This window comes from Brevibacillus sp. SYP-B805, from assembly GCF_011059135.1.
GTDB lineage: Bacteria > Bacillota > Bacilli > Brevibacillales > Brevibacillaceae > Brevibacillus_F.
Genome location: NZ_JAALGD010000008.1, coordinates 64,794 through 77,629, shown reverse-complemented (window position 1 = coordinate 77,629; position 12,836 = coordinate 64,794). Strand labels below are relative to the sequence as shown.

Annotated in this window: 13 protein-coding genes; 12 read left to right on the top strand and 1 reads right to left on the bottom strand. The window is 49.1% G+C overall.

Annotated elements, in window-relative coordinates; all coding sequences use genetic code 11:
- Positions 1–41 precede the first annotated feature (41 nt).
- The 5 genes from G3578_RS11525 to G3578_RS11505 all read left to right on the top strand — a co-directional run bounded on the left by G3578_RS11525 (position 42) and on the right by G3578_RS11505 (position 4,244).
- Positions 42–317, top strand: coding sequence for a DUF5132 domain-containing protein (locus G3578_RS11525; protein WP_165212769.1), 276 nt, complete (start codon positions 42–44; stop codon positions 315–317).
- A gap of 31 nt (positions 318–348) precedes the next feature.
- The gene (locus G3578_RS11520; protein WP_165212767.1) at positions 349–546 is read left to right on the top strand and encodes a hypothetical protein; all 198 of its coding nucleotides are present in this window, start codon (positions 349–351) and stop codon (positions 544–546) included.
- On the top strand, positions 527–751 hold the full coding sequence (locus G3578_RS11515; RefSeq protein WP_165212765.1) for a hypothetical protein: 225 nt from the start codon (positions 527–529) through the stop codon (positions 749–751). Before G3578_RS11520 ends, G3578_RS11515 begins: the two co-directional genes overlap by 20 nt.
- Positions 752–853: 102 nt before the next feature.
- On the top strand, positions 854–2,977 hold the full coding sequence (locus tag G3578_RS11510; RefSeq protein WP_165212763.1) for an RNA degradosome polyphosphate kinase: 2,124 nt from the start codon (positions 854–856) through the stop codon (positions 2,975–2,977).
- A 130-nt stretch (positions 2,978–3,107) separates the two neighbouring features.
- A complete protein-coding gene (locus G3578_RS11505; RefSeq protein WP_165212761.1) occupies positions 3,108–4,244 on the top strand; it encodes a serine hydrolase domain-containing protein in 1,137 nt (378 codons plus the stop codon).
- Between the two features lie 129 nt (positions 4,245–4,373).
- Here the strand turns inward: G3578_RS11505 and xerS are convergent, their stop codons facing one another.
- Positions 4,374–5,492: a tyrosine recombinase XerS gene (gene xerS / locus G3578_RS11500; protein ID WP_165212759.1), complete on the bottom strand. Its 1,119-nt coding sequence runs from the start codon at positions 5,490–5,492 to the stop codon at positions 4,374–4,376.
- A 132-nt stretch (positions 5,493–5,624) separates the two neighbouring features.
- Between xerS and G3578_RS11495 the strand changes: the two genes are divergently transcribed.
- The 7 genes from G3578_RS11495 (at position 5,625) to G3578_RS11465 (ending at position 12,836) form a co-directional block, all read left to right on the top strand.
- Positions 5,625–6,410: an MBL fold metallo-hydrolase gene (locus tag G3578_RS11495; RefSeq protein ID WP_165212757.1), complete on the top strand. Its 786-nt coding sequence runs from the start codon at positions 5,625–5,627 to the stop codon at positions 6,408–6,410.
- Positions 6,411–6,435: 25 nt separating this feature from the next.
- Positions 6,436–7,218 carry an enoyl-CoA hydratase/isomerase family protein gene (locus G3578_RS11490; RefSeq protein ID WP_165212958.1) on the top strand — a complete coding sequence of 261 codons (783 nt, stop codon included), beginning with the start codon at positions 6,436–6,438 and terminating at the stop codon, positions 7,216–7,218.
- Between the two features lie 85 nt (positions 7,219–7,303).
- Positions 7,304–8,260, top strand: a complete 957-nt coding sequence (locus tag G3578_RS11485) for an MBL fold metallo-hydrolase (RefSeq protein WP_165212755.1) — start codon at positions 7,304–7,306, stop codon at positions 8,258–8,260.
- 273 nt (positions 8,261–8,533) lie between these two features.
- Positions 8,534–9,331, top strand: a complete 798-nt coding sequence (locus tag G3578_RS11480; protein ID WP_206529641.1) for a sugar isomerase domain-containing protein — start codon at positions 8,534–8,536, stop codon at positions 9,329–9,331.
- Between the two features lie 55 nt (positions 9,332–9,386).
- A complete protein-coding gene (locus tag G3578_RS11475; RefSeq protein ID WP_165212753.1) occupies positions 9,387–10,109 on the top strand; it encodes a GntR family transcriptional regulator in 723 nt (240 codons plus the stop codon).
- A 101-nt stretch (positions 10,110–10,210) separates the two neighbouring features.
- Entirely contained in the window at positions 10,211–11,488 is a 1,278-nt protein-coding gene (locus G3578_RS11470) for an FAD-dependent oxidoreductase (RefSeq protein WP_165212751.1), read from the top strand.
- Between the two features lie 100 nt (positions 11,489–11,588).
- Positions 11,589–12,836 (top strand): MFS transporter, encoded by a 1,248-nt coding sequence (locus G3578_RS11465; protein WP_165212749.1) that lies wholly within the window; start codon positions 11,589–11,591, stop codon positions 12,834–12,836.

Here is a 12,836-nt window from a genome sequence, read left to right as displayed (position 1 = left end):
AGCGTAGGGAGCTATCATCCCATCACGGAAGGAGGCTGTTCATGATTACCAAAAATCTGGAAAAAATCATCACGGGTGCAGCACTGGCAGTGGCAGCTTCTGCCTTGCTGCCGATCGCGAAGATGACGCTTCGCCCGCTTGCCATGTCCGGTATGGAAGGCGTGGTGGCGCTGGTTAACCGCACCAAAGCCCTCATGCAAATCGCAAGGGAGGAAGTGGAGGATATTATCGCCGAAGCGCAGTACGAACGGTTAAAAAAACAGATTAACAAGGAAATCGCCATGTTCGATACGGAAGACGAGTCGTTGTCCCATTAGGCCAGGATGAAGCGGGAAGGGGGACGTGCAGATGGATCACGAGATCGTTCATGATCACTTGAAAAAGGCGGCCTCGCATATTGACATGGCCTTCATGAAAACAAAAGAAATCGTCGAACGTGACGCAGCGCAGCGTGAGATCATTCAGGTCTGGAATGAATTTATTGAGTATCTGTTTGGTGATCCCTATAAAAAGGAGAATCATGCGCATGGAAGAGCAGACCATTGATTACCATTTGAGCAGGGCCCTTTTTCACTTGGAAACGGCATTGAATTTGAGCGTGAGAACGATCCTGGAGGACGAAGCGGCGAAGAGGCCGGTGGGGAGCCAATGGGAAATGTTCCTGGGAGAATTTTTTGGACATGTCCGTGAAAAGGGGAAAAAATCGCGCATCAATCTGCTGCAGTTCATCTCATTTCCCCGGATCAGATGATGCGAGGGCGTTGATGAATTCTTGATCGATCCATGACCTCGGCTGGAAAAAGAAATCCGCCTGGCTGCATGGTCAGATACTGGAGAAAAAGGTTGATGCAGCATGAGAGACTTCAGCTTGCCAGACTACTACATCAATCGGGAATTAAGCTGGGTGGCTTTTAACGAACGCGTTTTGGAAGAAGCTGCCAATCGTCAAAATCCGTTATTCGAACGCTTGAAATTTATCGCCATCACCAGCAGTAATTTTGACGAGTTTTTTATGGTACGGGTGGCTGGGCTGAAGGATCAGGTAAAAGCCGGGCTTTCGAAGCCGGACAACAAATCGGGCATGACGCCCAAAGAACAGCTGGCAGCCATTTCGGAACGCACCCACGCCGTGATGAACAAGCTTTTTGACGTGCTGAAACACCAGATTACGCCCGAACTGGAGCAGGCGGGAATCCGCTTTGTAAAGGCCCATCAGTTATGTGCGGAACAGCAAGCGTTCATGCGGGATTATTTTCATCATCACCTGTTTCCCGTCCTAACCCCGCTGGCGGTTGATGCGAGCCATCCATTTCCGCTGCTGTTAAACAAGAGTTTAAATCTTGCCGTGTTATTGGAAAATCCTCAGGAAGAAGACGAGGGCCCGCTGTTTGCCGTCGTGCAGGTTCCCGCCGTGGTTCCCCGTTTCCTGCAGCTGCCGTCACCGGCTGGCGAGGCCCATTTTATGCTGCTGGAAGAGGTGATCAAGGAACATATCGAAAGTCTCTTTCAGGGGTACACCATCCGGGAAACAAGCCCATTTCGCATCACGCGCAATGCGGATCTCACCATTGATGAAGATGAGACGGAAGATCTGCTGGAAGCCATTCAACAGGAACTGAAAAAGCGGAAAATGGGAGAGCCGGTGATCCTGGCCATCGATTCTTCCATGAGCGATTTTTTGGCGGCGACGCTGCAGGATTGGCTCGAACTGGAGGACGCGGATGTATACCGCATGGACGGCCCTCTGGACCCCAGCTTTTTCTTCAAGTTTTATGCCCTTCCCGGCTATGATCATCTGCGTTTTGAGGAGTATGTCCCCCAACCGCCCAAGGAGCTGCAGGGGGTGACAAACATCTTTGAAGCGATCAGGCAAAAGGACCTCTTGCTGCATCATCCCTATGAATCGTTTGATCCCGTCATTCAGTTCGTCCAGCAAGCGGCAGAGGACCCCGGCGTGCTTGCCATCAAGCAGACGCTTTACAGGGTGAGCGGAGATTCGCCGATCGTAAAAGCGCTGCTTCGCGCTGCGGAAAACGGCAAACAGGTAACCGTTCTGCTGGAAATCAAAGCCCGCTTTGACGAAGAGAACAACATCGTGTGGGCAAAAGCGCTGGAGAAGGCCGGCTGTCATGTGATTTACGGGATCGTCGGTTTGAAGACGCACGGGAAAATTACGCTGGTCGTCCGTGCCGAACAGGATGGCATTCGCCGGTATGTCCATCTGAGTACGGGCAATTACAACGATCGAACGGCTCGGGTGTATACGGACCTTGGCATGCTGACGGCCCGGGAGGAATTTGGCATCGATGCGAGCCATTTCTTCAATCATCTGACCGGATATTCGCAGCCTCCGTACTGGAAGGCGATTACGACCGCTCCTGTCGGCTTGAGGGAAACGTTCCTGCAGTTGATTGAGCAAGAAACGGCCAACCGTTTGGCAGGAAAACCGGCACGCATCATCGCCAAAATGAACGCATTGACCGACAAGCGAATTATGGAAGCATTATACAAGGCTTCCTGTGCGGGCGTAGAGATTGATCTGATCATTCGCGGAATCTGCTGTTTGCGCCCCGGTATTGCCGGTGTCAGCGAAAACATTCGCGTCATCAGCATCGTCGGGCGCTTTCTCGAACACAGCCGGATCTATTACTTTCTGAACGGCGGTGAGGAACGCATTTTCCTGGCGAGTGCGGATTGGATGACGCGAAACATGGTTGCCAGAGTCGAGCTGCTTTTCCCCGTCTATCAAGAGAATCTGAAAGAACGAATCAAGCAGATCCTGGACATCATGTTAAGTGATGATGCAAAGGCCCGCATGCTGCTGCCCGACGGTACCTACATCAACGTGGTTTCAAACAAACCTGCCCCGCTAAACAGCCAGCTCTATTTTTTGGAAGAAGCCTGCCTTTCTGCAATCGGGAAGAAGTTCGATGCTGCTCCCCATCACCTGGAACCCCATTTGCCCCTTCCGGAGTGATGGGGTACGCCATCGTGTTTTTGCGGCTGCCAACGGGCCCAGCGGTTGGAAAAGAGAAACTTGCTTTTTGTTCTGAATTGTTTTACTATTAAGCGAACTTCACAATAATTGGAAGTGTGATTGATTGCAAATGAAAAAAGTAAAACTCTTCGCAGGTGTTCTGTTTCTGGCATGTGCGCTGATAACCGGCTGCTCAGAAGCAGGTTCCATTCATGCACGACCGGCTGCATACTGGCCAACAACGGAATGGAAAACGTGTCTGCCGGAAGAGCAGGGGATGAAGAGCGAGAAGCTGGTTGAGCTGTTCCGATTCATGAAAGAGAAGAAACCTTCGTCGGACGGGCTGCTTATTATCCGCAATGGCTATATCGTGGCCGAAACGTATGGGAATGGCTATTCAAAATTCCGCAAGCACCATCTCTTCTCGGTCACAAAAAGCATCATGGGGGCTGTTTGGGGCATCGCGATGAGAGACGGCATCGTCAGCAGCAGTTTGGATGAACGTGTCGTAAGTTACTTTCCTGAGTTGAAAATCGCGAATCATGATGACAGCAAACAAAACATGACCATCCGGCAGTTTTTAACGATGTCCTCGGGATTGGCCTGGCCGGAATGGGAACAAGGCGATCAAGTATGGAGGGAATGGGACGCCAGTGACGATCAGTTGCAGTATGTCCTGGATAAACCGATCATCAAGGAACAGATCAATCTGTTCAATTACAATTCGGGAGAGCCGCATGTTCTTTCTGCAATCGTTGAAAGAAAGGCGGGGAGAAGCACCTTTGACTTTGCCAGAGAAAAACTGTTTGCCCCGCTTGGAATAACCAACGTGGACTGGAAAACGGACAAAAAAGGCATAACGATGGGGGGAGCAGGTCTTTTCATGACTCCTCGCGATCTGGCAAAATTCGGATACTTGTATCTGAAGCAGGGGGAGTGGGATGGCGCCCAAGTGATCCCGGCGGAATGGGTAAGGGCTTCCACCTCTCCGCAAATGCCAACAAATCTTCCGGGCGGCGAGCATTATGGTTACTATTTCTGGCTGACAAATCTGGCCGGCCACACCGTCTATGAAGCAGTGGGAGCACACGGGCAGTACATGATCGTGATTCCTGATTTGGATGTGATCGTTGTCCAAACCTCTTCCGAAAGCGTGGATCCGGACAAAATGGTAATGGATTACATCATTCCGTCAGCGGTTTCATCGGAACCCATTCCCGTCAACCATGAAGCCAACAAGGTTCTGCAAGAACTGATGCTACCATGACAACGGATGACCCATCCTGGTCCGTTCGAGCCCTAACGACCAGGCGTATTCACAGGGAAGCCCCCCTTGTGGATGCGCAACCAATGGCTGCAGGAAGGGGGCTTATTTGCCGCAAGCGCGTATGGGGGATTATTTTTGAGTCGTGCGGTTAACAGCGATGCTCAAGGCATCATCAAGCACATGCGCATATTGCATCGTGGTCTCAATCTTGGAATGACCCAACTGCGCCTGGAGCTGATGCGGGTCGGGATTGATGCGCAGGAACTGTGTGGCAAAGCTGTGTCTTAATTTATGCACGGAAAGATGAGGGATCCCAAACGCTTTGGCGTATTTCTTCACCAACTTCTGCACGGTGCGGACCTCGATGCGGTGTCCATACGGCTTTGTCGGAGCAACGGCCAGAAATACGGCTTCTTCGCCATCCGCCGGTTTATATTTGTCTCGCATGTTCAAATAGTTGACGAGGTATTCTTTCCCCCAATCACTGAAAAACGGTGCGTCTTCCTTTTTCCCTTTTCTGACCATCTTCAGCTGATTCTTTTCTAAAATAATGTCGGAAAGATTGAGATTGACAATCTCCGAAACGCGAAACCCCCCGGACAAGATCAGCGCGATGATGGCCGTATCCCGTTCCCGGTTCAGGTTGTGATACTCCAACTTTCTTTTGGTGTCACAAAAAGCTTGATATCCATGGTAGACGAAGTCGACAAATCGATGAATCTCCTGATCAACCAGAATTTTGGAGCGAATCGCATGCGCCCTCGCCAGCGGGGTGATTTCTTCTTCGGCCAGTTCGATTTTCGCCATCACATTGCGGCTTAGGTACGATTCTCCGTTTTCATCCTCTGACAGGGCGGATAAATAGTGGAACAGTGATTTCAAACTGGATATCTTGCGAGTAATCGTTTTGTCACTGTATTCCCGTTTGGCGCTGCGTGTGGGCCGGTCCAACAAGACGGCACGTTCAGACAAATGTGATTCCCGCAGGTAAATAATATAGCTTTCGACGGTTTCTTTGGTTAAATCATTTAATTCGTGAAGTTCGATCTCTTTGATGGTTTTGGCCCTGGTGAGGGATTCCGCCATTAACCAGCGAAAGAAATATTCAAAATCCCGCAAGTAGCCGAGTAGGGTAGAGGGAGAGCTTCGTTTTGCTTTTTTATGTTCGATGTACTTTTCCACATACCAGGGAAAATCGCCGGTTCGTTCAAGTAATTTGAGCGCATCGCGCTGTTTGGTAACAGACACCCTTTTCACCACCAATAAAAAAATCTCTTCAATCAATAGTATAATCATTCGGGAGGAAATCGAACATATATTCTGCTGTTGAACGTTGGAGAATGTGCTGCAGCCGGGCAGGGGAGAAAGGAGAAAGGTCGAATGATAGAAGTATCTGAGATGGAAGAGGTTGTCTGTGTAAAAGGAGGTCACTCCCTGCAAGTCTATCTCTTTTTGGTGGATGGGATGCTTGTCGATACAGGAGCACAAACCATGCTGCAAGAGCTTATCCCGTTTTACCAGTCGAGTTTGATTGATTCCGTTGTGATGACACACAGTCATGAAGATCATGTTGGTACAGCTGCCTGGTTGCAACAGAATAAAAACGTTCCTCTCTACATTCACCCCACATCCATCGAGTTTTGCTCGAAACCGATCACCTATCAGTTGTATCGCCAAAACTTGTGGGGGATTCGAGATCCCTTTTTCGCCCGGCCCATTGCCGATACCATTCATTCGAAGCGATTCGTATGGAAAGTGATGGAGACACCGGGGCATGCGGATGATCATGTCGTTCTGTTGAATGAAGAGACGGGCCAGCTGTTTTCCGGTGATTTGTTTCTTACGCCAAAACCCAAAATCATCATGAGCCATGAGTCTATCCCTGCCATCATGAATTCGATCCGTACGGTTCTCACCCATGATTTTCAATCGATGTTTTGCTGTCATGCAGGCTATGTAGCGGATGGGAAACGCTTGCTGCAAATGAAGCTTGATTATCTGGAAAATATGTGCGGAGAGATCTTGCATCTGCATAAACAAGGGTATACCATTACTGAGATTAAGAACCGCATGTTCCCCAATGATCTTCCTATCATTTCTGTTTCAGAAGGTCAATTTGATTCCGTACATATCGTTCGCTCCGTTGTGACAGAAATGGATTCCTAAAAATAGATGACCAGGAGGTTTGCGGATGAACGATCAAACAATATCCTTCGATGTGAGGAATCACGTTGCCACGATTGTGCTGAACCGCCCGGAAGCGGCCAATGCAATGAATATCGATATGGCAAAAGCGTTGATGCATGCCGCTATCGAGTGTGACTCGCCCAACGTTCGAGCCGTTATCATTACGGGGAGCGGCAATGTTTTCAGCGTTGGAGGAGATTTGAAAAGTTTCTCCCAGCAGCGGCACCAATTACCCTCCCACTTGAAGGAAGTGACTACCTATCTGCATGCAGCCATTTCACGCTTCTCCCGCATGGATGCTCCCGTGATCGCCGCCGTCAATGGAGTGGCTGCCGGGGGAGGCATGAGTCTGGCAATTGCATGTGACATTGTCATCGCGGCCGTGTCAGCCCGATTTACCATGGCTTACACCAAGGTTGGCCTGACCCCGGATTTGGCTGCGAGTTACTTTTTGCCCCGCCTGGTAGGCTTTAAGCGTGCGCTCGACCTTGTACTGACGAACAGGGTTCTTTCCGCGCAGGAAGCACTTGATTTAGGATTGGTGACAAAGATTGTCCCTGACGGGGAGGTGCTTGCGCAGGCCAATGAAATGGCGGCACAATTCGCCGAAGGGGCGAGAACGGCCCTGGGTGAAGCCAAGCGATTGCTTCACAGCGGATGGAATGAATCTTTGGAAACACAGATGGAAAAGGAAAGCCAAACCATTGCCAAAATGGCTCAAACACCGGAAGCCATCGAGGGCATTACCGCTTTTCTGGAAAAACGAAAACCCGATTTTTTGCGTTAGTCTATGCAAGATAGATTGAAAAGAGGGAGAATTCAGTTAAAAATAAGCATATGCACCACAAGTAACCAGAGCGGGGGGAAGCCGAGTGAAAGAGAGCACACCGATTTCATTAGACAATGGGATCTATGTGATCGACTTGTTTGACCTTGGATGGCCGAAACGGACAGGAAGCTATGTCATTCCGGATGAACATCCAACCATCATCGAAACAGGATCGAGCCCGTCTATCGAATATCTGCGGAATGGACTCAAACAGGTAGGGATTGAGCCGCATGATCTTCATTATGTAATCGTTACCCATATCCATCTCGATCACGCAGGGGCCGCCGGTTTGCTTTTACGGGAATGTCCCAACGCCAAGATCATCGTACACCCGAAAGGAGCGGCGCACCTCGTCAATCCGGAAAAACTGATACGTGGGGCCAAAGCGGTGTACGGTGATCGGTTTGAGGAATTGTTCCACCCGATCCTGCCGGTTCCGGAAGAACGGCTGCTGGTTATGGATAATGGGGAGCTGCGCATCGGCCCCAATCGCGTCCTGCAATTCTTTGATTCTCCCGGTCATGCCAACCACCATTTCAGCATTTTCGACCCGCTGAGCCGAGGCGTATTTACAGGGGATACTGCCGGCATACAATATCCGCAAACGGTGGATGGCGGAGTGCCTCTCTATCTGCCGACGACTTCTCCGAACCAGTTCAATCCGGAAGCCATGAAACAATCGATCGAACGCATTCGCAGGCTGAATCCGGATAAGATCTACTTCGGTCATTTTGGAGCAACCGCCGACATCCGTTGTCTGGAGATGGTGGAAACGTGGCTGGATACGTTTGTGGACATCGGCAGGCGATGCTGGGAACAGGGGCTGGATGTTCGAGCACTGTCGGAGGAATTATTGAAGCAGATTGAAGATTACCTTTCCATGCGAAACGTGCAGGCCGATCATCCGGTATATGAAGTGCTGCGGGTAGACATGGAGGTTTGCGCGATGGGGATCCTGGACTATTTTCAGCGTAGTTCGAAGGTTGCGAACAACGGGTAATCAATCATGGTTCAATCAGCAGAGGTCCATACAAAGAATGAAGAGATGGCGTATAAACAAACGTACGAATCATGAAGCGAATCTCTGGCATGCCAACATCAGGCATGCTTTTTTCAATTGAAAAAGCACTTGTTTAATCAGTCGACAGCGACCATCATACTTTGCAGGCAAAAAAACGATTGACAATCATGCAGAAAATTCGTATACTTCAATCAATGATTTGTACGTACAAACGTAATTATATACAATAAAAACAGGAGGGCAATATCGTCCATGGAAAAGCACAATTCTACCCAGCTAGCTCTTCAGATGCTGGAGACAAATTATCTGGATGGAGTCAAGAAAATCATCCACAAGATAGAAACCACCCAGATGGAACAAATAGATCGCGCCGCCGATATTTGTGTAGACAGTATTATGAATAATTGTGTGGTGCACTTATTTGGGAGCGGACATTCTCGGATGGCTGTTGAAGAAATGTACCCACGCTATGGTAGTTTCCCCGGCTTTCATCCGATGGTGGAGTTGTCATTAACCAATCATCACAATGTAGTCGGGAGCAACGGACAGAGGCAAGCCATTTTTTTGGAGAATGTAGAGGGGTTCGGTAGGGTAATCGTGTCGAACGTTCACTTTGGCAAGCATGACAGCATGATTTTGTTTTCTCATAGCGGTACCAGTAGTGTTGTCGTTGATATAGCCCTCGAAATGAAGGAGAGGGGCATCCCGCTGATTGCGGTAACTTCCCTTGCGCACAGTCAGTTGGCCAAATCCAAGCATAGTTCCGGCTATAAACTATATGAACTGGCGGATGTGATCATTGACAATTGTGCAGTTCCAGGGGACGCCATGGTTAAAATTGAAAACTTGGACACGCCGGTAGGTCCTGGTTCAACGATTGGGAATACCGTAATTGTTAATCTTATCAAATGCAAAGTGGCGAAAGAGTTAACGGATAGAGGTCGTCCACCCAAGGTAATTACCAGCTCTGTATTTGTGGGAGAAGAGGAATCAAAACGATTGTTTGAAGCTTCCTACGAAGAGTATTGGGCTAGTACTCGTTATTTGTAATAATTAGTGGTATGATGATCTCAGGAAAAATTCGTCTGTAAGAGGTTTTTGGATAATGAAACTTGAACGCAACAAGCCGGTACCGCTTTATTATCAAATCTTTGAGATACTGAAGAAGGAAATCCTGGAGGGGAATTACAAACCGGGAGATTATTTCGCGACGGAAATGGAACTGCAGGATCGCTTTCAGGTAAGCCGCGCAACCGTTCGCAAGGCATTGGAAGGATTGGAATCCGACGGACTCATCCATCGGGTTACCGGAAAAGGGATATTTGTCTCTCCAATCAAGCTTGTCGTCGATTTACCCAATCTGCTCAGCTTTAGCGAAGAGATGCACAGACGGGGAATGAAACCGGGAACAAAGCTGTTGGGTGTGGAGGCAGTCGAATCTCCAAAAGCTGTCCGTGAGGCGCTGGGCCTGGAACAGTGGGAGAAGACACTGCATATACGTCGAATTCGTCTGGGGGACGAAGAGCCTATCGTCTACACGGATTCCTATGTGCCGTTAAAGTTGGGTTTGCAGGAAGACAATGACTTTAGCGGTTCATTATACGAACTCATTCATTTGCAGACAGGAAGACCGGTTGTCGAGGCGAAGCACATTATTGAGGCGACCACCGCGGACGAAGAGATTGCGAAGTATTTGTCTGTGGACGACGGGTTTCCGCTCCTTCTGTTTCGCCGTGTCGGCTACGACCCAATCGGTACTCCGATTGTGTATGAGACTGGGGTTGCACGTGCGGACAAATACTCGTATGAGATTCATTTGAAAAGATAAATTCGATTTCCCTTGCCCCCCCTTGTTGGGGGTGGTAAAAAATCTGAAATTTTCCAATTCTTATTTGTACGTATAATCGTATTTATATCAGAGGTGAAATCATGACTACTCACATATTAACGACTGACGTACTTGTTTTGGGAGGCGGTGCAGCCGGGGTTAATGCAGCAATTGCCGTAGCCAGAAAGGGACTGGATGTCATCCTGATTGAGTCACAGGGATGTTTGGGAGGCTCTAGAACCGCAACAGGTGTCGACACTTTCTACGGATTTTATACACCGGGAGAACAAACGCGAAGAATTGTCGGGGGCATCCCGTGGGAGATTGTACAGCGATTGGCAAAAAGAAAGGCGTGTTTTGAGAGGCCCAATACGTATGGTGCCGGTACAGGAATTACCTATGATGTGGAACAGTTGAAAATCGTCTATGAAGAAATGGTGTTGGAAGCGGGAGTACGGCTTCTCTACCACACCTACGCTTGTCAGGTAAATACGGAGAACCATGAACTTCAAAGTGTTGTCGTCGCCAACAAAAATGGTTTAACCAAAATCTGCGCAAGCCATTACATCGATACGACAGGGGATGCGGATATTGCGGCAAGAGCCGGAGCGATGTTTGAAAAATCGGATCCTTCAGAAATGCAATCGCTTTCCACGATTTTCTTTTTAGCCAATGTTGACATTCAACAGGCAAAAACGATGAACCACCAAGAACTTGCGCGAAAAATGCGGGAGGCGAATCAATCTGGCGCTTACAGGCTCCCGCGGGAAGATGGGTCCTGGCATATCACACCCAACCCAGGTGTTGTTCAATGCAATATGGTACGGGTTCCGGGTGTGGATGCCACTGATCCATTTGCCTTGACGCTGGCAGAGGTGGAGGGACGCAGACAGGCACAAGAATATGCTCGTTTCCTCAAGGAGCAGATCCCAGGTTTTGAGCAATCTTTTCTCATCGCTACGAGTCAGCATATTGGCATCAGGGAAACCCGACGCATAATCGGCGAGTACGTCTTAACCGAAGAAGACGTTGTTCGAGGAGCTAAATTTGAAGACGCCATCGCATGCTGTGGTGCACCTGTTGAAGATCATCATTCGGGGAGAGAGACGCGCTGGGCTTATGTGCAAGGGGATGGGTATTATCACATCCCATACCGGTCACTGGTCCCCAAACAACTTAAAAATGTTATTGTAGCAGGTCGTTGTCTATCCGCCACGCACGGAGCCCAGGCATCAGCAAGAAACTCCGCCCAATGTATGGCGATGGGGCAGGCTGCTGGTGTTGCTGCATCGATCTGTCTGGATGAGAAGACACGGTTCAGCGAGATAAACGTAAAACGGCTGCAAGAAGAGCTTTTGCAGCAAGAGGTGATTTTGTAAAAACCTTTGAATGGAAAGGGGGTGATGGTCTTTTACCAGGAAATTCCGTTTTTTCGCTTAATTTAATCAAGTGAATCATGTGTAAAGGAGTGATGGGTTGATGCAAACGAACAAATTGGCTGTACCCCGACTTTCAACCATGATGTTTCTTGAGTTTTTTGTCTGGGGCGCATGGTATGCAACAGCCGGATTGGCACTAAGCAAGTATAATTTGTCGTCCATTATTGGAACCGCTTACTCGATTGGTGCAATTGCCGCCATTATTGCCCCGTTTTTCCTGGGAATGATCGTCGACCGTTTTTTTGCTTCAGAAAAGGTGCTGGGAATTTTGCATTTGATCGGAGCTGTATTGCTCTGGATGATTCCGGCCCAGATTGAAGATGCCAACGGTACGGCAGTCCTTTGGCTCCTTTTTATCTATATGCTTTGTTTCATGCCGACGCTTGCCCTTACCAACAACGTCGCCTTCCACAATGTACAGGATGGGGCGAAAAACTTCCCGGCGATTCGGGTGTTTGGCACGATTGGTTGGATTGTTGCCGGTATTGCCGTTGGACAGTTCGGTTATTCAGATAGCCCGGTGATCTTCCAGATTGCTGCTGTTGCCTCGGCGATCCTTGGCTTATACAGCTTTACATTGCCCCACACACCTGCTCCGGCAAAAGGGAAGCCACTGTCTATGCGCGATCTTCTTTGTCTGGATGCCTTGGCCATGTTGAAAGAACGAAACTATTTAGTCTTTACCATTTGCTCGATGCTGATTTGCATTCCGCTCGCAGCGTACTATTCCTTCACTTCGCCATTTCTTGCGGCCGCCGGATTTGAAAACGTGGGCAGCGTTATGACGATCGGTCAGATGTCGGAAATTTTCTTCATGCTGCTGATCCCGTTTTTCTTCCGCAAGCTGGGTGTGAAATACATGCTGCTCGCCGGCATGCTGGCCTGGATGCTCCGGTATGTCTTGTTCGCTTTCGGAGCGTCCGGTCAGGTGGCATGGTTCATGTATATCGGGATTGCGCTTCATGGAATCTGTTACGACTTCTTCTTTGTAACGGGCTTTATTTACGCGGAGAAAAAGGCAGGGGAAAAAATAAAGGGACAGGCGCAAAGCTTGTTGCTGCTGTTTACGCAAGGAATTGGGATGTATTTCGGCTCCATCATTGCGGGCAGCATGTTTAACAGCACGGTTACGGCCCAGGGGGCAGAGGCGCTTTCACAGTGGAAAACCTTCTGGCTCTATCCCGCGGTAGGTTCGATTGTGATTTCTCTGTTCTTTTTCCTGACGTTTGCCAACAAGGATGAGAAGCAGTCCATGTCCCGTTCAGTGGATACCCATCTACAGAATTAA

What these genes read in the sequence shown, in the direction of transcription:
- G3578_RS11525 (WP_165212769.1), top strand. Translation starts at nt 42, where the DNA reads ATGATTACCAAAAATCTGGAAAAAATCATCACGGGTGCAGCACTGGCA.
- G3578_RS11520 (WP_165212767.1), top strand. Translation starts at nt 349, where the DNA reads ATGGATCACGAGATCGTTCATGATCACTTGAAAAAGGCGGCCTCGCAT.
- G3578_RS11515 (WP_165212765.1), top strand. Translation starts at nt 527, where the DNA reads ATGGAAGAGCAGACCATTGATTACCATTTGAGCAGGGCCCTTTTTCAC.
- G3578_RS11510 (WP_165212763.1), top strand. Translation starts at nt 854, where the DNA reads ATGAGAGACTTCAGCTTGCCAGACTACTACATCAATCGGGAATTAAGC.
- G3578_RS11505 (WP_165212761.1), top strand. Translation starts at nt 3,108, where the DNA reads ATGAAAAAAGTAAAACTCTTCGCAGGTGTTCTGTTTCTGGCATGTGCG.
- G3578_RS11495 (WP_165212757.1), top strand. Translation starts at nt 5,625, where the DNA reads ATGATAGAAGTATCTGAGATGGAAGAGGTTGTCTGTGTAAAAGGAGGT.
- G3578_RS11490 (WP_165212958.1), top strand. Translation starts at nt 6,436, where the DNA reads ATGAACGATCAAACAATATCCTTCGATGTGAGGAATCACGTTGCCACG.
- G3578_RS11480 (WP_206529641.1), top strand. Translation starts at nt 8,534, where the DNA reads ATGGAAAAGCACAATTCTACCCAGCTAGCTCTTCAGATGCTGGAGACA.
- G3578_RS11475 (WP_165212753.1), top strand. Translation starts at nt 9,387, where the DNA reads ATGAAACTTGAACGCAACAAGCCGGTACCGCTTTATTATCAAATCTTT.
- G3578_RS11470 (WP_165212751.1), top strand. Translation starts at nt 10,211, where the DNA reads ATGACTACTCACATATTAACGACTGACGTACTTGTTTTGGGAGGCGGT.
- G3578_RS11465 (WP_165212749.1), top strand. Translation starts at nt 11,589, where the DNA reads ATGCAAACGAACAAATTGGCTGTACCCCGACTTTCAACCATGATGTTT.